Origin of the sequence: Variovorax sp. RKNM96, from assembly GCF_017161115.1 — a bacterium.
Lineage (GTDB): Bacteria > Pseudomonadota > Gammaproteobacteria > Burkholderiales > Burkholderiaceae_C > Variovorax.
On record NZ_CP046508.1, the window covers coordinates 970,904 to 989,747 of the forward strand.

At 68.8% G+C, this 18,844-nt stretch carries 19 protein-coding genes; 7 read left to right on the forward strand and 12 right to left on the reverse strand.

Going from position 1 to position 18,844, the window contains the following annotated elements:
• The first annotated feature begins 8 nt into the window (after positions 1–8).
• Positions 9–1,472, forward strand: a complete 1,464-nt coding sequence (locus GNX71_RS04390; RefSeq protein ID WP_206177193.1) for a UdgX family uracil-DNA binding protein — start codon at positions 9–11, stop codon at positions 1,470–1,472.
• Positions 1,469–1,984 carry an ureidoglycolate lyase gene (locus GNX71_RS04395; protein ID WP_206177194.1) on the forward strand — a complete coding sequence of 172 codons (516 nt, stop codon included), beginning with the start codon at positions 1,469–1,471 and terminating at the stop codon, positions 1,982–1,984. The genes GNX71_RS04390 and GNX71_RS04395 overlap by 4 nt, the downstream gene beginning before the upstream one ends.
• On the opposite strand, the gene GNX71_RS04400 is transcribed toward GNX71_RS04395, so the two are convergent.
• Genes GNX71_RS04400 through GNX71_RS04430 form a run of 7 tightly spaced genes read right to left on the reverse strand, consistent with a single transcriptional unit; the run spans position 1,981 to position 9,264 of the window.
• Positions 1,981–2,361 carry a cupin domain-containing protein gene (locus GNX71_RS04400; protein WP_206177195.1) on the reverse strand — a complete coding sequence of 127 codons (381 nt, stop codon included), beginning with the start codon at positions 2,359–2,361 and terminating at the stop codon, positions 1,981–1,983. The genes GNX71_RS04395 and GNX71_RS04400 overlap by 4 nt on opposite strands.
• A 57-nt stretch (positions 2,362–2,418) precedes the next feature.
• A complete protein-coding gene (locus GNX71_RS04405; RefSeq protein WP_206177196.1) occupies positions 2,419–3,597 on the reverse strand; it encodes an amidase in 1,179 nt (392 codons plus the stop codon).
• A gap of 25 nt (positions 3,598–3,622) precedes the next feature.
• The gene (locus GNX71_RS04410) at positions 3,623–4,612 is read right to left on the reverse strand and encodes an ABC transporter ATP-binding protein (protein ID WP_206179342.1); all 990 of its coding nucleotides are present in this window, start codon (positions 4,610–4,612) and stop codon (positions 3,623–3,625) included.
• Between the two features lie 32 nt (positions 4,613–4,644).
• The gene (locus GNX71_RS04415) at positions 4,645–5,691 is read right to left on the reverse strand and encodes an ABC transporter ATP-binding protein (protein ID WP_206177197.1); all 1,047 of its coding nucleotides are present in this window, start codon (positions 5,689–5,691) and stop codon (positions 4,645–4,647) included.
• Between the two features lie 4 nt (positions 5,692–5,695).
• Positions 5,696–6,598, reverse strand: coding sequence for an ABC transporter permease (locus tag GNX71_RS04420; RefSeq protein WP_206177198.1), 903 nt, complete (start codon positions 6,596–6,598; stop codon positions 5,696–5,698).
• 19 nt (positions 6,599–6,617) lie between these two features.
• Positions 6,618–7,571, reverse strand: a complete 954-nt coding sequence (locus GNX71_RS04425) for an ABC transporter permease (RefSeq protein ID WP_206177199.1) — start codon at positions 7,569–7,571, stop codon at positions 6,618–6,620.
• 31 nt (positions 7,572–7,602) lie between these two features.
• Positions 7,603–9,264: an ABC transporter substrate-binding protein gene (locus GNX71_RS04430; protein WP_206177200.1), complete on the reverse strand. Its 1,662-nt coding sequence runs from the start codon at positions 9,262–9,264 to the stop codon at positions 7,603–7,605.
• Positions 9,265–9,501: 237 nt separating this feature from the next.
• Here GNX71_RS04430 and GNX71_RS04435 point away from each other — a divergent pair, with 237 nt between their 5' ends.
• The 5 genes from GNX71_RS04435 (at position 9,502) to htpX (ending at position 13,858) form a co-directional block, all read left to right on the forward strand.
• A complete protein-coding gene (locus tag GNX71_RS04435; protein WP_206177201.1) occupies positions 9,502–10,221 on the forward strand; it encodes a peptidoglycan-binding protein in 720 nt (239 codons plus the stop codon).
• 46 nt (positions 10,222–10,267) lie between these two features.
• Positions 10,268–11,299 carry a dihydroorotase gene (gene pyrC / locus GNX71_RS04440; protein WP_206177202.1) on the forward strand — a complete coding sequence of 344 codons (1,032 nt, stop codon included), beginning with the start codon at positions 10,268–10,270 and terminating at the stop codon, positions 11,297–11,299.
• Positions 11,296–12,105, forward strand: a complete 810-nt coding sequence (locus tag GNX71_RS04445) for an NYN domain-containing protein (RefSeq protein WP_206177203.1) — start codon at positions 11,296–11,298, stop codon at positions 12,103–12,105. Before pyrC ends, GNX71_RS04445 begins: the two co-directional genes overlap by 4 nt.
• A gap of 4 nt (positions 12,106–12,109) precedes the next feature.
• A complete protein-coding gene (locus tag GNX71_RS04450) occupies positions 12,110–12,835 on the forward strand; it encodes a DUF3025 domain-containing protein (protein WP_206177204.1) in 726 nt (241 codons plus the stop codon).
• Positions 12,836–12,985: 150 nt separating this feature from the next.
• Positions 12,986–13,858, forward strand: a complete 873-nt coding sequence (gene htpX / locus GNX71_RS04455; protein ID WP_013539363.1) for a protease HtpX — start codon at positions 12,986–12,988, stop codon at positions 13,856–13,858.
• Positions 13,859–13,952: 94 nt separating this feature from the next.
• Here the strand turns inward: htpX and GNX71_RS04460 are convergent, their stop codons facing one another.
• From GNX71_RS04460 to cysK, 5 genes are all read right to left on the reverse strand, one after another.
• Positions 13,953–14,906: a ProQ/FINO family protein gene (locus GNX71_RS04460; RefSeq protein WP_206177205.1), complete on the reverse strand. Its 954-nt coding sequence runs from the start codon at positions 14,904–14,906 to the stop codon at positions 13,953–13,955.
• Positions 14,907–14,969: 63 nt separating this feature from the next.
• A complete protein-coding gene (locus GNX71_RS04465; RefSeq protein WP_206177206.1) occupies positions 14,970–15,596 on the reverse strand; it encodes a flavin reductase family protein in 627 nt (208 codons plus the stop codon).
• 5 nt (positions 15,597–15,601) lie between these two features.
• Positions 15,602–16,150 (reverse strand): VUT family protein, encoded by a 549-nt coding sequence (locus GNX71_RS04470; protein WP_241027157.1) that lies wholly within the window; start codon positions 16,148–16,150, stop codon positions 15,602–15,604.
• 8 nt (positions 16,151–16,158) lie between these two features.
• Positions 16,159–17,805 (reverse strand): NAD(P)/FAD-dependent oxidoreductase, encoded by a 1,647-nt coding sequence (locus GNX71_RS04475; protein ID WP_206177208.1) that lies wholly within the window; start codon positions 17,803–17,805, stop codon positions 16,159–16,161.
• A gap of 71 nt (positions 17,806–17,876) precedes the next feature.
• Positions 17,877–18,797 (reverse strand): cysteine synthase A, encoded by a 921-nt coding sequence (gene cysK / locus GNX71_RS04480; RefSeq protein ID WP_206177209.1) that lies wholly within the window; start codon positions 18,795–18,797, stop codon positions 17,877–17,879.
• Positions 18,798–18,844: the final 47 nt, after the last annotated feature.

Consider the following 18,844-nt stretch of genomic DNA (forward strand, 5'->3'; position numbering starts at 1 on the left):
GGCCCGCGATGCACGTGCGGCTCGATGACCCGGTCGATCTCGACGCCTTTCGCCGCCACGCGCGGCAGTTGCTCGCGGCGGGCGTGCCGCCGGATCGCGTCGAGTGGAACGGCGAACAGACCGGCGATGGCGCAGCCGATCTCTTCGGCGCGCCGCACGACATGGCGCCGCCCGCAATGCCCGGTGCTGCCGGTGCGCGGCATGCCGTGCCCGCATCCTTTGTCGCGCTGTGCGGCGACGTGATCCTGCACCGTGCACCGCAACGCTTCGCACTCCTGTACCGCCTGCTCTGGCGCCTCGCGCACGAGCCCGCGCTGCGGCACGATCCGCTGGACGCCGACATGATGCAGGCCCAGCTGATGGCCAAGGCCGTGCACCGCGACATCCACAAGATGCGCGCCTTCGTGCGCTTCACCCGGGTCATGGGGGAAGACGGGCTCGAGCGCCACGTCGCGTGGTTCGAGCCCGACCACCACATCGTGGAGGCCAACGCGCCCTTCTTCGCGCGCCGCTTCGCGCAGATGCGCTGGGCCATCCTCACGCCCGAGCGCTGCGTCGAGTGGAACGGCGAAACGCTGACCTTCGGCGAGGGCGCCGACCGCCGCGAGAAGCCGCCGCCCGATGCGGGCGAGCAGCTCTGGCTCACCTACTACGAACACATCTTCAACCCCGCGCGCCTGAAGGTCGCGATGATGCGGCGCGAGATGCCGCGCCGCTACTGGCACAACCTGCCCGAGGCCGCGCTGATCCAGCCGCTGGCCGACGCCGCCGAGGCGCGCAGCCAGTCGATGATCGATGCGCCGCCTACCGAGGCTCGCCGCATCCGAGCGCCCATTGCGCTGCATGTGCGGCCGGCCGACGGTGTGGCGCCCGCCGACCTGGGCGAGCTGCGCGCAGCGGCGCATGCCTGCCGCGCTTGCCCCATCGGCGCGCTCGCCACGCAGGCCGTCTGCGGCGAAGGGCCGCTGGCGCCGCAACACATGCTCGTCGGCGAGCAGCCCGGCGATCAGGAAGACCTCATGGGCCGTCCCTTCGTCGGTCCGGCCGGCCAGCTGCTCGACCGGGCGATGGCGCAACTGGGATGGGCGCGCGACAGCGTGTACCTGGCCAACGCCGTCAAGCATTTCAAGTACGAGCTGCGCGGCAAGCGGCGCATCCACAAGACGGCGGCGCAGCGCGAAGCCCTGGCCTGCGCGCACTGGCTCGACAGCGAGATATCGCTCGTCAGGCCGCAGGGGCTGGTGGCGCTCGGTGCCACGGCTGCGCGCGCGCTGCTGGGACGGGCAGTGGCGGTGCAGGCCGAGCGCGGTGCGTGGCTGCATGAGCGCAGCGATGGCAGGCCGGTGTTCGTGACCCTGCACCCTTCGGCGCTGCTGCGGCTTGAGGATGGAGAGCGCGCCGAGGCCTACGCCCGCTGGCTGGACGACCTTGCACGCGCGCGCGGCACGGTTTCTGCTGCAATCGCGGCATGAACGCCGAATCGCCCATTGCCGCGCCGCTCGTTGCGCAACCGCTCACATCCACGGCCTTTGCGCCCTTCGGCACGGTGATCGAGGCGCCCGCCGACGACGGCCGGCCGATCAACAGCGGCAACGCACGGCGCTTCGATCTGCTCGGCGATCTGCAACTCGATGCCGACGGCGGCCGGCCGATGCTCGCGCTGTTCCGCGCGCAGGCGCGAAGCTTTCCGCACGAGGTGTCGGAGATGGAACGGCATGCGCTCGGCAGCCAGACCTTCGTGCCGCTGGGCGAGCGGCGCTTCGTGATCGTGGTGGCGCGCGCGGGCGATGCACCCGCATCGGCCAGCGACATCTCGGCCTTCATCACCGACGGGCATCAAGGCGTGGTGCTCGCGCCCGGCACCTGGCACCACGCGCTGCTGGCGGTCGATGTGGGGGACTTCGTGGTGATCGAGCGTGCCGCAGACGCTGTCGATTGCGATGTGTGCTGGCTGCGCGCGCCGGGCAGCGTGGTGCTGAACTAGACCGGGCGCAACTGGTCTGCGAGCGAGCGCGTCTTCTCGGTGACGGTACTGCCGGTGTGCAGCGTGGTCTTGCGCTCGATGAGCATCAGGTGGCATTCCTCGTCGGCCACCGGGTTGTGCCGCACGCCCTTGGGCACGACGAACATCTCGCCTTCGCCAAGCTCGATGGCTCCCGCTTCCATCTCGATGCGCAGGCGCCCCTTGAGCACGAGGAAGAGTTCGTCCTCGTCGTCATGGCTGTGCCAGGCGAGCGAGCCGTGGACCTTGGCGACCTTGATGTAGGCGTCGTCGACTTCGGCGACGACGCGCGGCGACCAGAACTCGGTGAGCGAGGCGGCGACTTGCTTGGGGGTGGTGACCTGGGTGTTGTTCGACATGGCGCTTCTGTGCGGGACGTGGGAGCGCCAGCCTAACTCAGGCCACATGGCCCTGCATTACCCCGCGATGCGCTCGGCCAGCGCGACCAGCGACCGGTCCGACCCCGCCGGCCCGAGCAGCGAGATGCCCAGCGGCGCGCCATCGCGTGTCGCGAGCGGCATCGAGAGCTGCGGAAAGCCGGCCAATCCCGCGATGCACAGCAGCCGGATCGCGCGGTTGCGGTAATCCTCCATCGACGCCTCGCTGTCGCTTCGCAGCGGCGCGATGTCGGGCATGCTCGGCAGGAGCAGCACGCCGTCGGTGCCGAGCAGGTTGGCCAGGTGCGCGCGAAACGCGGTGCGGAAAACCCGTGCGGTCGCCACCTGCGCATCGGTCACTTCTCGCGACCACGCAAAGCGCTCGGCCACGCCCGGGCCGAGCGGCGGCGCGTAGCGCTCGATCAGCGGGCCGTCGGTGGTCCAGGCCTCGCGCGATTGCAGGTAGCGGAAGTTCCAGTACATCGCATCGAAGGATTCCAGCGCCACCGTCGTTCCTTGCGCGGGGCCGAGCAGGCTTTGCACGCGATCGGCTGCGCCTTGCAGCGCTGCGGCCGCGGCGGGCACGGCCAGCGCCCAGACGTCGTCGGGCCGCAGCAGCCGCACGCGCTCGGGCAGGGCGGCCGGATCGGCGCCGAGCAGCACATCGGCCACGCGCGCGAAGGTGCCGATGTCGCGCGCGAACCAGCCGCAGGTGTCGAAGCTCGGCGCGAGGTCGAGCGCGCCTTCCAGGCTCACGCGGCCGTGCGTCGGGCGCAGGCCGTACAGGCCGCAGTGGTTGGCTGGTGCGCGCACCGAGCCGCCGGTGTCGGTGCCGAGCGCGAAGTCGCACAGATTCGACGACACCGCCGAGGCCGACCCCGACGACGAGCCACCCGTGATGCGCAGCGGCGCGCCGCCGTTGACCGGTGCGCCGAAGTGCGCGTTGTTGCCGTTCATCGAGAACGCGAGCTCGTCGGTCACGGTCTTGCCGGCGAAGCGCGCACCGGCATCGAGCAGCTTCTGCACAGTGGGCGCGGTGCGGGTCTTGATGCCCGACATCGCCAACACGATCGGGTTGCCGCCGCCGGTCGGATAGCCGGCCACGTCGAACAGGTCCTTGGCGGCAAAGCTCAGGTCCGACAAGGGACCGGTGCTGGCGCGCGGCACCGGCGCATCGGGGTACGGAACGAAGGCGTGGGCGGGGTCGTGCAGTGGCATGGCGATGGACGTGAAGAAGGAAAGTTCAGGCAACCAGCACGGGCGCAATGGCGGCGGCGGCCTCCGTGTGGATACAGCGTACACGGTGATTCGGTGCGAGTTCAATCACCGGCGGTTGTGCGGCGCGGCATGCATCGCTCGCGAGCGCGCAGCGCTCGGCGAAGGAGCAGCCGGGCGGCAACGCCGAAAGATCGGGCGGCGCACCGCCGATGGTCTCCAGCCGCGTGCCACGCGCAAGTGCACCGTGCGCCCGGCTCTTGAGCAGCGCGATGGTGTACGGATGGCGCGGCGAGCGGATCAGCTCGCGCGCCGTGCCTTCCTCGACGATGCGCCCCGCATACATCACCGCGATGCGGTCGGCCACCTCGACGGCCGCGCCGATGTCATGGGTGACGAAGATCACCGAGAGGCCAAGGTCGCGCTGCAGCTCGCGCAGCAGCAGCAGGATCTGGATCTGCACCGTGGCGTCGAGCGCCGTGGTCGGCTCGTCGGCCAGCAGCAGCTGCGGCTTGCAGGCGAGGGCGAGCGCGATCATGGCGCGCTGGCGCATGCCGCCCGACATCTCGTGCGGGTAGGCCTGGAGCCGCCGTTCGGGGCTCGGAATGCGTACGCGCTCGAAGAGGGCCAGCGCGCGCTGCTGCGCCTCGGCCTGGCTCACGGGCTCGTGGCGACGGATCGACTCGACGATCTGCGCGCCCACCGAATACACCGGGTCCAGCGCGAGCAGCGGCTCCTGGAAGATCATCGACGCGACCTTGCCCCGAAAGTCCGCGAGCTCGCGCTGCGACATCGCGAGCACGTCGCGCCCCGCCACTTCGACCAGCCCGCCCATGCGGGTGCGGCGTTCGGGATGCAGGCGTAGTAGCGTGCGCATGGTCACGCTCTTGCCCGAACCCGATTCGCCGATCAGCGCGACCACCTCGCCGCGCTGCACTTCGAGGCTCACGCCGCTGACCGCGTGCACGGGCTTGCGGCCGCCGCTGAAGGTGACGCTGAGATCGCGCAGCCGGACCATGGGGCTCGCGGTGCCGGTTTCTGTTGCTGCACTCATGCGGCCTGCCTCTGGAAGGGTTGCGGCTGCGCCATCGGATGCCCACTGCCGGCCTCATGCACCAGGCAACTCACCGCATGCTGCGAATCCGTCGCGATGCGCTCGGGCACGATCTGGCTGCACACCGGCGCCGCGATGGAGCAACGCGGATGGAAGCGGCAACCCGACGGCGGATTGATCGGGTTCGGCGGATCGCCCGCGAGCGCCGCCACTTCGGTGCGATGGTCCGGGTCCATCGAGGGCATCGAGGACAGCAATGCGCGCGTGTAGGGATGCGCGGGCGTTTCGTACAGCGCATCGGCGGGGCCGATCTCCGCCACCTGCCCCAGGTACATCACCATCACGCGGTCGCTCACATAGCGCACCACGTTGAGGTCGTGGCTGATGAAGACGTAGGTCAGGCCGAACTCCGTCTTCAGGTCGAGCAGCAGGTTGATGACCTGCGCTTCCACCGATTTGTCGAGCGCCGACACGGCCTCGTCGAGGATCACCATGCGCGGCTGCAGTGCGAGCGCCCGCGCGATGTTCACGCGCTGCCGCTGCCCTCCGGAAAGCTCATGCGGATAGCGCTCGGCAAAGCGCTGCGGCGCGAGGCCCACGCGCGCGAGCAGGTCGCGTGCCCGCGCCACCGATTCGCGCCGCGACACGCCGTGCACCTGCGGCCCGAAGGCGACCGAATCCTCGATCGTGAGGCGCGGGTTCAGCGAGGCGTAGCTGTCCTGGAACACCATCTGCACCTGGCGGCGGAATTCCTTGAGCGGCAGGTCGCGGCTGCCGACTTCGCGGCCGTCGAAGATCACCTCGCCGCGTGTCGGCTCGATCAGTTGCATCAGGAGGCGCGCGGTGGTCGACTTGCCGCAGCCCGATTCGCCGACCACGCCGAGCGTCTCGCCCTTCATGACCTCGAAGTCCACCCCGTCCACGGCGCGCACCACGCCGCCGCCGCGGCCCAGCGGGTCTTTCTTGAGCGGGAAGTGCTTGATCAGGCCCGTGATGGTGAGAAGCGGCTGCGCGGGGCCGCCGATGTCTTTCAGAGCTTCCATGGCTTCAGCCCTTGTTGTCCATGGCCGAACGCAGGCCGTCCGACAGGAGGTTGAAGGAAATCGAGGTGATGAAGATCATCACCCCCGGCAGCGCCGCCACCCACGGCTGCACATAGATCGCGGTGCGCAGCGTGTTGAGCATCAGGCCCCACTCGGGTTCCGGCGGCTTCACGCCCAGGCCCAGGAACGACAGGCCCGAGGCCAGGATCATCGACACCGCGATCAGGCTCGTGGCATACACAAAGATCGGCCCGAGCACGTTGCCCAGCACATGCACCCGCACGATGGTGAAGGGGCTGGCGCCCGAGGCGCGCGCCGCCTCCACGTAGTCGCGGGTGCGCACCTGCGTGGTCACGCTCTCGGCCACGCGTGCGATCTGCGGAATGAACACGATGGTCAGCGAGATCAGCGAATTGACCACGCCCGCACCCAGCGTGCCCGACAGCGCGATGGCCAGCAGCACCGAGGGGAACGCGTAGAACACGTCGATGGTGCGCATGATCAGCGTGTTGGCGAGGCCGCCCGCATAGCCCGCGACGATGCCGATGACCGTGCCCAGCACGAAGGCGCAGAGCACCGGCGTGATGCCGATGAAGAGCGACAGCCGCGCGCCGACGATCAGCCGCGAGAGCATGTCGCGGCCCAGTTCGTCGCTGCCGAAGGGCAGGCCCTCGGTCCCGATGGGCTTGAGGCGCTTGAGCATGGACGACTGGTACGGGTCGGACGGCGCGAGCCACGGGCCGAACACCGCGAGCGCGATCAGCAGCAGGACGACGATGGCCGCGCCGACCGCGACCGGATCGCGGCGAAAGCGCAGCCAGACCGAGGCCCAGTAGCCGCGCGAGCGTTGCGCCGGCAGCGGTTCGACGGCGGCAGCGGTGGGAGAAGAAGCGAGCACGGTGGACATGGCTTGTCGGCTTCCTTCTTCAGGCTCGCGCGATGCGCGGATCGAGCAGCGTCTGCAGCACGTCGACCAGCAGGTTGAGCACCACGAAGAACATCGCCAGCACCAGGATCGTTCCCTGCAGCAGCGGCAGGTCGCGCTGGAAGATGGCCGAGTTCAAGAGGAAGCCGGTGCCGGGCCACGAGAACACCGTCTCGATCAGGATCGAGCCGCCCAGCAGGTAGCCCAGTTGCAGGCCCATCACGGCCAGCGCCGTGGGCGCCGCGTTCTTCACCATGTGGCGGAACACGCCGAAGTGCGTGAGCCCCTTGGCGCGCAACCCGACGATGAACTCCTGGTCGAGGATGTCGGCCACCAGCGCGCGCACGGTGCGCGCGATGATGCCCATCGGAATCACCGACATCGTGAGCGCCGGCAGCAAGAGGAACTGCAGGTGCTCCCAGTTCCAGGCCCAGTCGTCCGAGCCGCTCGGGCCGGCGCCCGTGGCCGGCAGCCACATGAGCTGCGACGAGAACACGATCACCATCACCATGCCCAGCCAGTAGTGCGGCACGCTCACGCCGAGCACCGAGAACATCGAGGCGAAGCGGTCGATCCACGAGTTGCGGAAGTAGCCCGCCACGAAGCCGAAGAGGCACCCCAGCACGAAGCCGATGAAGGTGGCCACCACCGCGAGGCGCAGCGTGTTGCCCACCGCGGTGAACACCTCCCCGGCCACCGCGCGGTTGCTCGCGATGGACACGCCCAGGTCGCCGTGCATCGCGCGCCAGACCCACATGGCGAACTGCTCGGGCAGCGAGCGGTTGAAGCCGTAGAGCTCGCGCAACTGCGCCTGCAGGTCGGCCGAGGCGTCGGGCGGCAGGATCGAAACCAGCGGATCGCCGGGCGCGATGTGCACGAGCAGGAAGCACACGAGGACCACGCCGATCATGATCGGCACGGCGTAGATCACGCGGCGCAAGAGGTAGGCGAGCATGGCTGGCTGTGTCGCTGGCTGGAGGAGGCGGTCAGTCCATCGTCATCGTCGCGATGTCGATGAACCAGCTTTTCGGCTGCACCACGTTCTTCACCTTGGCCGACATGGCGCGCGGGCCCACGTCGTGCGCAATCCACACGAACGGCGCGTCGTCCACGATGTGCGTGTGCAGCTTCGCGAGCGCGGCGTCGCGCGCCTTGTCGTCGAAGCTGGTGCGCGCATCGGCCACCAGCCTGTCGACCTCGGCGTTGCCGTAGTAGCCCCAGTTGTTCGACACCGGCGGAAAGGCCTTGGTGCTCACGAAGCGCACCATCGCGAAGAACGGGTCCATCGCCGCGAAGCTGATGTTGACCGCGTTGGCACCGTTGGCCGACGGGTCCTTGGCGCCCTTGCGCCAGTTGGTGAAGAGCGTGTTCCATTCGATCACGTCGAACTGCACGTCGAAGAAGCACTGCTTGAGCGACTGCTGCGCGAACTCGTTCATCGGCAGCGGCTGCATCTGGCCCGAACCCGAGGCCGAGATCTGCACCTTCACCTTGATCGGCTTGGCCGCCGAATAGCCGGCCTGCGTCATGAGGGCCTGCGCGGCCTTCACGTCGTAGCGGATGTCGAAAGTGGGCTTGCCGAACCACGGGTGGCCCGGCGGCACCGTGCCCTTGGGCTCGGCCATCATGCCGCCGAGCAACTGCTTCATGCCGCCGCGGTCGATGCACAGGTTGGCGGCCTGGCGCACGCGCTTGTCGAGCCAGGGCGAGCCTTCGGCGAACGACAGTTGCCACGGCCACACGTGCGGCTGCGCGTTCGAATAGATCTTGAAGCCGCGCTGCGTGATCTGCGCCATGGCGTCGGGCGAGGGCGCCTCGATCCAGTCGACCTGTCCGCCCAGCAGCGCGGCGGTGCGCGCGTTGGCCTCGGGCATGGGGATCATCACGACCTTGTCGATCTTGGGCACGCGCTTGGCGTCCCAATACGTCTTGTTGGCGGCGAGCTCCAGCCGCTCGCGCGCCACGAAGCGCGTAACCTTGAACGGGCCCGAGCCGGCCGGGTCGGCGGCGAAGGCGGTCCATGCGGCCTTGGCCTTGTCGGCGGGCGTGGCGCCGGCAGCCGCATCGAACTTCTTCTGCCAGTGCGCGGGCGAAGCCATGAACAGGTTCGACAGGTTGATCGGCAGGAACGCATCGGGCTCGCTGGTGGTGAGCTCCACCGTCATGTCGTCGATCTTGCGTGCCGACTTGAGCGTGGGCATGCGCGAGGCGGTGACGCCGACTTGGCTCGGGTCGAACTGCGGCGCGTCCTTGTCGAGCACCTTCTGCACGTTCCACACCACCGCATCGGCATTGAAGGCCGAGCCGTCGTGGAACTTGACGCCGGGGCGCAGCTTGAAGACCCACTTGGTCTTGTCCTTGGCATCGACCGCCCACGTGGTGGCGACGCCGGGAATCAGCACGCTGGGCGCGTCGGCCTTCGACAGGTCCCACTGCGTGAGCGCGTCGTAGATCGGGATGCCGGTGAAGCGGTTGCCTTCGAAGCCCTGGTCGGGCTGGCCGAGGGTGCGCGGAATGTCGGCCGCGGTCATGGCGATGCGCAGCGTCTTTTCCTGGGCCAGCGCGGCGGGCGATGCGAAGACCAGGATGGCAAGTGCCGCGCAGGCGGCCAGGGGTTGCAGGGACAGGGCGGGGGCGGCACGCTTCACATGGAACTCCGGTGTGGGGATGACGGAAAGGGCGAAAGAAAATCTCAAGCACGACATGTGCCAGCCGGCGCAGAGGCCCCAGGCATGCGCTGGCTATAGGGGGCTATTGCCGGCTATTGCGGCGATGCCGCCATCCCGGCTAGGCCATCCGACCGATAGACGCGGCGGCGCGCCGCTTTCCACAATGCAGCCGCCCCGCTTCGAGCGTCAAAGTCGCGTGGGCGAGGGCAGGAACCGATGACAACACTGAGACAAGGCTCGCGCGGGGCCGACGTCCGCAGGCTGCAGGAGGCTCTGAACAGGAAGCTGCAGCCCGGACCCGGGCTCGTGATCGACGGCGACTACGGTCCGTTCACACGGATGGCCGTGCGCCGGCTGCAGGCTGCGCACTGGCTCGTCGAGGACGGCGAGGCCGGCCCCTGTACGCAGAACGTCGTGTTCGACCGCGAGGGCCGCGAGCCGATCCTGCACCCCGTCGCGCTGATCCCGCAGCCGGAGCCCGCCCTGTGCTGGGCGGCCGCCGTGGCCATGATCACGCGTTCCACCGTGCAGGCAGTGGTCGCGCGCACGCCGGGCGAGCTGATCGCCGAAGACGGCGGGCTGCGCACCTTCGCGGACGCCGACGAGGCGATGACGGCCGATGCGCTCTTCGCGTCCGCGCACGGCCTGGTGCTGCAGCCGGCGACGTCGTGGACGGCCGGCGCCATGCGCACCGCACTGGAAAAGGGGCTGCTGATGTTCGACCTGCGCTGGGGCCCCAAGGGCTGCGCCGAGCGCGTCGGCGGCCCGGGGCACATGGTCGTCGTGGCCGGCATCCGCGGCGACGGCGACGCCGGCACCACGCTGCGCGTCTTCGATCCCTGGCCGCCGAACAAGGGCGCGCGCTGCTCGGTCAACCATGCCAGCTGGAGCCGGCACACGGCCGGAAACATCTGCCGGGTGTTCCTGCACGCGTAGCCCGGAGGGCGCCCCGGGTGAGAGGCGGTGCGACAATCCCCGCGCCATGACAGACACCCTCACGATCACCCGCCCCGACGACTGGCACCTGCATGTGCGCGATGGCGCCGCGCTCGAAGCCGTCGTACCGCACAGCGCGCGCCAGTTCGGCCGCGCGCTGATCATGCCGAACCTGCGTCCCCCCGTGACCACCGCCGCACAGGCCGTGGCCTATCGCGACCGCATCCTCGCTGCCGTGCCCGAAGGCATCGCCTTCGAGCCGGTGATGTCGCTCTACCTCACCGACAAGCTGCCGCCCGAGGAAATCGCCCTCGCCGCCGAAGCCGGCGTGCGCGCGCTCAAGCTCTACCCGGCCGGCGCCACCACCAACAGCGATGCCGGCGTGACCGACATCCGCAAGACCTACAAGACGCTCGAAGCCATGCAGAAGCACGGCCTCCTGCTGCTGGTGCACGGCGAGGTGACCGACCCGGCCATCGACCTGTTCGACCGCGAGGCCGTCTTCGTCGACCGCGTGATGATCCCGCTGCGCCGTGACTTCCCCGAGCTCAAGGTGGTGTTCGAGCACCTCACCACGAAAGAGGGCGCCCACTACGTGCGCGATGCCGACCGTTTCACGGCCGCCACCATCACCGCGCACCACCTGCTCTACAACCGCAACGCCATCTTCACCGGCGGCATCCGCCCGCACTACTACTGCCTGCCGGTGCTCAAGCGCGAGACGCACCGCGTCGCGCTGGTCGAGGCGGCCGCGAGCGGCAGCGACCGCTTCTTCCTCGGCACCGACAGCGCGCCGCACCCCGCGCACCTGAAGGAGCACGCGCTCGGTTGCGCCGGCTGCTACACCGCACTGACCGCGATCGAGCTCTACGCCGAGGCTTTCGACAGCGTGAATGCGCTCGACAAGCTCGAAGGCTTCGCGAGCTTCCATGGCCCCGATTTCTACGGCCTGCCGCGGCACACCGACACCGTCACGCTCAAGCGCGAGACGTGGACCGTGCCCGAGACCGTGCCTTACGGCGAAGCCACGCTCAAGCCTTTGCGCGGCGGCGAAACCATCAACTGGAAACTCGTATGACACCCACGCTGCGCGTGATGCTTCTGATCGATGCCGACAACGTCTCGGCCGACGTGATCGAGCAGGCCGTGCAGCGCACGATGGACGAGTACGGCGCCATCCATGTGCGCCGCGCGTACTGCAACGCCGAGATGGCGGTCAACCGGCAGGCGCTCTTCAAGCAGCTCTCGGTGCGGCCGATGGTGAATCTCTCGGCCGGCAAGAACAGCACCGACATCGCGCTTGCCGTCGATGCGATCGACCTCGTGATCGCCGAGCGGCCCGACGTGGTGGTGCTGGTGTCCTCCGACTCCGACTTCGCGCCGCTCGTGAGCCGGCTGCGCGAGAAGGGCTGCCGCGTCTGCGGCATCGGCCAGCAGGGCAAGACGGGCGACGAGACAGTGGGTGTGTACGACACCTTCATCGATCTTGCGCATCACAGCACGAAGCCGGCCGGCCGCACCGCTGCGGCGAAGAAGGTCGCGGCGAAGGTGCCTGCCGCGAAGACCGCGCGCGCGAAGAGTGCGACGGCTCCTGCGAAGAAGGCGGCGACGAAGACAGCCGCCAGGAAGACGACGCGGGCAGCGGCAGAACCCCAGCCCGCGCAGCAGCCGGTCTCCGAAGCCGCCGAATTCATCCTGCGGGCCGCGCCCGCCCTGCGCGGCGGCAAGGACGTGCCGCTCAACGACGTGGCGAAAGCCTTGCGCACCGCAGGCCTCCTCAGCAAGAGCGGCAGTTCGCTCAAGCTGTTCGACAAGCTCACCGCGGAGTTCGCCGTGCTGCAGCACCCGGACCGCATCCGCTGGACGGGCGCGTCCGCGTCCTGATTCGATGCTGCCGGCGGTCGATTGGGCGCAGCCCTGGCTCGCGCCCTATCGCGTCCATGGCGAAGCGGCGGCGCGGGCCGCGAGCGGCACATCGGTCGCCTCGGCGCTGCAGGTCATCAAGCCGCCATCGGCGCCCGACTTCGTGCACCAGGGCCATCTGCCCGCCGGCCAGGCCTACGAAGCGCACATCTTCCAGACCCGCACCGTGCCGACCCGCGACAACCTGCACGACTTCTTCAACGGCCTGGTCTGGCTCGCCTTTCCCGAGTCCAAGCGACGCCTCAATGAACTGCAGGCCGCCGAGATCGCCCGCACCGGCATCGGCGCCACGCGCGGCCCGCTGCGCGACGCGCTCACGCTGTTCGACGAGAACGGCGCAGTGCTCGATGCGCCGCCCGCGCTGTGGGAGGCGCTGGCGGCGCGCGACTGGCACGCGCTTTTCGTGACGCGGCGCGCCCTGTGGTCCGAGGCGCGGCTGCTCGTGTTCGGCCATGCGCTGCTCGAGAAGCTCGTCGTGCCCCGCAAGGCCGCGACGGCGCACGTGCTGCTGCCGGACGCTGCGCATTCAAACACGCTGGATGACGCCGCGCTGGCCCAGCGCCTGGGCCCGGAATGGCTCGGGCAGAAGCCCTTCGTGCCACTCCCCGTGCTGGGCGTACCGGGGTGGTGTGCAGAGAATGTGTCGGCCGAGTACTACGACGATCCGAAGGTCTTCCGACCCCGTCCGTAGAACTTTTGCTCCTATCATTGCTCTACCCGCAGCCGCCATGCCGGGACCGCGTCAGTATTCAAACAACAAAGAAGCGCCCGCAACACCGCATGGCTTGAAGAGGGCCCGCCGGCCCTCATCTGAGCGGCAGTTCCCCACGGAGAATTCAACTTGAAACGTATCCTTCTGTTCGTTTTGACCAATGTGATGGTCGTCGCAGTGCTCGGCATCGTCGCGAGCCTGCTCGGCGTCAACCGCTTCCTCACGGCCAACGGCCTGAACCTCACGGCGCTGCTGGGCTTCGCGCTGATCATGGGCTTCGGCGGTGCGTTCATCTCGCTGCTCATCAGCAAGCCGATGGCCAAGTGGACCGCCGGCCTGCGCATGATCGACAACCCCCAGTCGCCCGACGAGGCCTGGATCGTCGCCACCGTGCGCAAGTTCGCCGACAAGGCCGGCGTCGGCATGCCCGAGGTCGCGATCTTCGAGGGCGAGCCCAATGCCTTCGCCACCGGCGCCTTCAAGAATTCGTCGCTCGTGGCCGTGTCCACCGGCCTGCTGCAGAACATGACGCGCGAAGAGGTCGAGGCCGTCATCGGCCACGAGGTGGCGCACATCGCCAACGGCGACATGGTCACGATGACGCTGATCCAGGGCGTGATGAACACCTTCGTTGTGTTCCTCTCGCGCGTGATCGGCTACGCGGTCGACAGCTTCCTGCGCCGCGGTGACGATCGTTCCTCGGGCCCCGGCATCGGCTACTACGTGAGCACCATCGTGCTGGACATCGTGCTCGGCTTCGCCGCAGCGATGGTGGTGGCCTGGTTCTCGCGCCAGCGCGAGTTCCGCGCCGACGCCGGTGCCGCCGCGCTCATGGGCCAGAAGCAGCCGATGATGAACGCGCTCGCACGCCTGGGCGGCCTGCCCGCCGGCGAACTGCCCAAGGCCGTGGAAGCCATGGGCATCACAGGCAGCATCGGCAAGCTGTTCGCGACGCACCCGCCGATCGAGGAGCGCATCGCTGCGCTGCAGAACGCGCGCTGACACGGCCGCGGCACTGCCGCCGGATTAAAAAAAACCGCCAGCTTTGCGTGGCGGTTTTTTTATGGGCCGTTGCGGCCCAGGGGGGCCTGGCGTCTCAGTCGGCAGCGGGTTCGGTGGGCTCGACCGGTGCAGCCTGTTCTGCGACGGTCGGAGCTGGAGCCGAAGCCGGTGCCTGCCGCTCGGCGCGCGCATGCTGCAGCGTGCGCGCCACCTCGCCCGGCTTCATGCCGTACATGTCGGCGAACTCCTGCTCGGTGCGACCGCTGGCCTCGAAGGCGCGCAGCAGCGCTTCGCGCTTGGCGGCTTGCTGGGCGAGCTCGGCCAGTGCTTCGTCGACCACCGCGTTGTTGTTCGCATCGCGCGAGCGCACGAGCACCGCATAGGCTTCGCGGTCGAGCCCCGAGGCCTCGATCGCCTTGGCGATGCGCGCCACCAGTTGCGGGCGCAGGTCTTCACCCGGGTTGCGATGCATGCGGCGGCGGTGCAGTTCGAGGATGGCGTGGTGCACATGCTCTGGCGCGACCGGGTCGAGCGCATTGCCGTCGAGGTCGTGGCGCGCGAGGCCCGCGGCCACGCTTTCGAGATAGCGCGTGGAACGTGCGTGCTGGCCCATCGCGATCTTCAGGTCTTCGGCCTTGAAGTCTTCGGGATGGCGCGCGATCAACTCCTCGTACACGCCCAGCTTCAGTGGCACGAAGCGTGCGCCGAAGAGTTGCGGGTACAGCTCGAACAGGCGCTCGAGCACCGGGTTGACCTTGCGCGGTGCGCGCTGGGGTTGTTGTTGCTGCCCTTGCGCTTGCGGCTTCCGGGCCTGCTGCTGTTGACGGGGCTGTTGCCCTTGTTGTCCCTGCGGACGCGGCTTTTTCTCGCGCGGCGGCCGCTGTTCTTGCTGCTGCCGTGGCTGCTGCTCGGCGGGCGCTTCCGAGCCCGCACCGGCGTCGGCACTGGTGCCGGTCTTGAGCTGTTGCAGCTGCTCGGCGAGGTCCGGGCGCTGGCGCCGTGCGTTGCGCGCGTTCGTGTTCGGGGCGGCGGTGGATGCGTCGGTCATACGTGGGATCGGCGGGTGGGCGCGATGGATGAAAAGAGGAACAACAGAAAACCGGTTTTGCGCTCAGCGCGGCCGGAACATCCTGAACATATTGTCGGGGCTGATCTCGAAATAGTCGGCCGGACCGCCGCCGCGCAGGATGGGCTGCGCCGCCGCGGTGTCGTAGATGCCGTTCTTGAGCAGGTGGCGCGCGATGTGCACGCCCACCACTTCGCCGAGGACGAGCCAGGTCTGCACCGGCACGCCATCGACGCCTTCGAGCTGGATCAATTGCGTGAGACGGCATTCGAAGGACACCGGACTCTCGGCCACGCGCGGCACCGCGATCTGGCGCGAAGCCACGGGCGTGAGGCCGGCGAGCTCGAACTCGTTCACCTCGGGCGGCACGGCTGCGCACGACCGGTTCATCTGCTCGGCAAGCGGGCGCGTGGCGAGGTTCCAGCCGAACTCGCGCGTCTGGCGGATGTTGTGCAGGCTGTCCTTCGCGCCGATGCTCGCGAAGCCGACGATCGGCGGCGTGTAGTTGAAGGCGTTGAAAAAGCTGTAGGGCGCGAGGTTCAGCAGGCCGTTCTCGTCCTGCGACGAGATCCAGCCGATGGGGCGTGGGCCGACCATCGCATTGAACGGGTCGTGCGGCAGGCCGTGGCCCTTGGCCGGTTCGTAGTAGTGGAAATCGTCGCTGGACATCATGGATCTCAGTGGCTCATCGCCGAGGTGCGCGCGGCCTGCCGACCGATCAGCAGCCGGAACGGCAGCAGCATCAGCACGCCCACGCCGAGCTTCACCGCGAGGTCGCCCGCGGCCCAGGTGAGCCAGGGGCCGTCGGTGCCCGCGAAGGCGATGCCCCAGAACACGATGCTGTCGAGCACCGCCGCGATCACCGTCGCCACCAGCGGCGCGCGCCACCAGAGGCCGCGGCGCAGGCGGTCGAACACGCGGATGTCGAGCAGTTGCGAGGCGATGAAGGCCAGGCCGGATGCGAGCGCAATGCGCATCGGCGCGAGCATCAGCGAGGCGACGATCGCCACCGCGAAACCGACCCACGCCACGCGGCGCGCCATGCCGGGGCCGAAGCGCCGGTTGACGAGGTCGCTCACGAGGTAGGCCACCGGGTAGGTGAAGGCGCCCCAGGTGAGCCAGTCGTTGAGGGCGAACTGCACCAGGATGTTGGAGGCCAGCACCACCGCGGCCATGGCCAGCGTGGCAATGGCGAACTGGCCGGCGGTGGGGCGTGCGAAGGACATGGTCTGCATCAGACGTTCGCCGTGCGCTCGCGTTCCGCTGCGGCGAGCACGTTGCGCGCCACCGCTTCGGCCACCTTGATGCCATCCACGCCGGCCGACAGGATGCCGCCCGCGTAGCTCGCGCCTTCGCCGGCGGGGTACAGGCCGCGCACGTTGAGGCTCTGGAAATCGTCGCCGCGCGTGATGCGGATCGGCGACGAGGTGCGCGTCTCGACGCCGGTGAGCACTGCGTCGTGCGTATCGAACCCCTTGATCTTGCGGCCGAAGGCGGGGAAGGCCTCGCGCATCGCCTCGATGGCGTAGGCCGGCAGGGCCTCGCGCAGGTCGGTGGGCGTCACGCCGGGCTTGTACGAGGGCGTCACGCTGCCGAGCGCGGCCGAGGGCTTGCCGGCCACGAAGTCGCCGACCAGTTGCCCCGGCGCGTGGTAATTGCTGCCACCGAGCACGTAGGCGTTCGATTCGAGTTCGCGCTGCAGCGCGATGCCTGCGAGCGCATCGCCGGGGTAGTCCTTCGGATCGATGCCCACCACGATGCCCGCATTGGCGTTGCGCTCGTTGCGCGAGTACTGGCTCATGCCGTTGGTGACCACGCGGCCCGGCTCGCTGGTGGCCGCGACCACCGTGCCGCCCGGGCACATGCAGAAGCTGTAGACCGAGCGGCCGTTGCTGGCGTGGTGCACCAGCTTGTAGTCGGCTGCGCCCAGCAGCGGGTGGCCCGCGTGGCGACCCCAGCGCGCGCGGTCGATGAGGCCTTGCGGGTGTTCGACGCGAAAGCCGATGGAAAAAGGCTTGGCCTCGATGTGCACGCCGCGCGCGTGCAGCATCGCGAAGGTGTCGCGCGAGCTGTGGCCCAGGGCCATCACGACATGGTCGGCGCGCAGCTCGCTCGATTGGCCGGTGGTCTGGTCGAGCACGGTGAGCGCACGCAGCTGCCCGTCTTCGATGCGCACGTCGGTCACGCGCTGCTCGAAGCGGATCTCGCCGCCGAGCGCGACGATCTGCTCGCGGATGTTCTCCACCACCTTCACCAGCTTGAAGGTGCCGATGTGCGGATGCGCGACATAAAGGATTTCGGGCGGCGCGCCGGCCTTCACGAACTCCTCCATCACCTTGCGGCCGAGGAAGCGCGGGTCCTTGATCTGGCTGTAGAGCTTGCCGTCGGAAAAAGTGCCCGCGCCGCCTTCGCCGAACTGCACGTTCGACTCGGGGTTGAGCACGCTCTTGCGCCACAGGCCCCAGGTGTCGCGGGTGCGCTGGCGCACGGTCTTGCCGCGTTCGAGCACGATGGGCCTGAAGCCCATCTTCGCGAGCATCAGTGCCGCGAAGATGCCGCAGGGGCCGAAGCCGATCACCACGGGGCGGCTCGTGCCCTCGGGCGCATCGGCCGGCGGCACGTAGGCCATGTTCGGCGCGGGCTGGATGTGCGGATGGCCTGCGTGCTTCGCGAGCAGGGCGGCTTCGCGCTTCGCATCGGCCAGCTGCACGTCGCAGATGTAGACCGTGAGCAGGTCGACCTTGCGCGCATCGAAGCTGCGCTTGAAGACAGTGTGGGAGGCGATCGCTTCGAGCGGGACGTCGAGGGTCCGGGCGATCAGGGTGACCAGCGCGTCAGGGGCGTGGTCGAGCGGGAGTTTGAGTTCGGAGATTCTCAGCATGGCGGTGGCTTGTGGTTATCAAGCAGACCGCGGATTTTACGCGCCGGAGCGCTATGAAAGAGATAGCTGGATCAGGCCGGCAGGAAGCCCTCGACGGAGAGGTATCGCTCGCCCGTGTCGTAGTTGAAGCCGAGCACCACCGCATCGGGTGCGAGCGACGGCAGCTTCTGCGCAATGGCCGCGAGCGTGGCGCCCGACGAGATGCCCACCAGGATGCCTTCTTCCTGCGCGCACCGGCGGGCCATTTCGCGCGCCGGTTCGGCATCGACCTGCAGCACGCCGTCGAGCAGCGAGGTGTCCAGGTTCTTCGGAATGAAGCCCGCGCCGATGCCCTGGATCGGGTGCGGGGACGGCGCGCCGCCGGAGATGACGGGCGAGGCCACCGGCTCCACCGCGAACACCTGCAGCTTGGGCCACTTCTTCTTGAGCACCTTCGCCACGCCGGTGATGTGGCCGCCCGTGCCCACGCCGGTGATGATCACGTCGATGCCGTCGGGAAAGTCCGCCGCGATTTCCTCGGCCGTGGTGCGCACGTGCACCTCGACGTTGGCCGGGTTGTTGAACTGCTGCGGCATCCACGCGCCCGGTGTGCCGGCCACGATTTCCTCGGCGCGCGCGATGGAGGCCTTCATGCCGCCGGCGCGCGGCGTGAGGTCGAAGGTGGCGCCGTAGGCCAGCATCAGGCGACGGCGCTCGATGGACATGCTGTCGGGCATCACCAGGATCAGCTTGTAGCCCTTGACGGCCGCGACCATCGCGAGACCGATGCCGGTGTTGCCCGAGGTGGGCTCCACGATCGTGCCGCCGGGCTTGAGCGCGCCGGACTTCTCGGCGTCTTCCACCATCGACAGCGCGATGCGGTCCTTGATCGAGCCGCCGGGGTTGGCGCGCTCCGACTTGATCCAGACCGCCTGCTTCGCATTGCCGAACAGGCGGTTGATGCGGATGTGCGGCGTGTTGCCGATGGTCTGGAGGATGTTCTGGGCCTTCATGGAATCTCCTTGGATGCGGTTGTTCGACGGACAGCGCGCATTGTGAG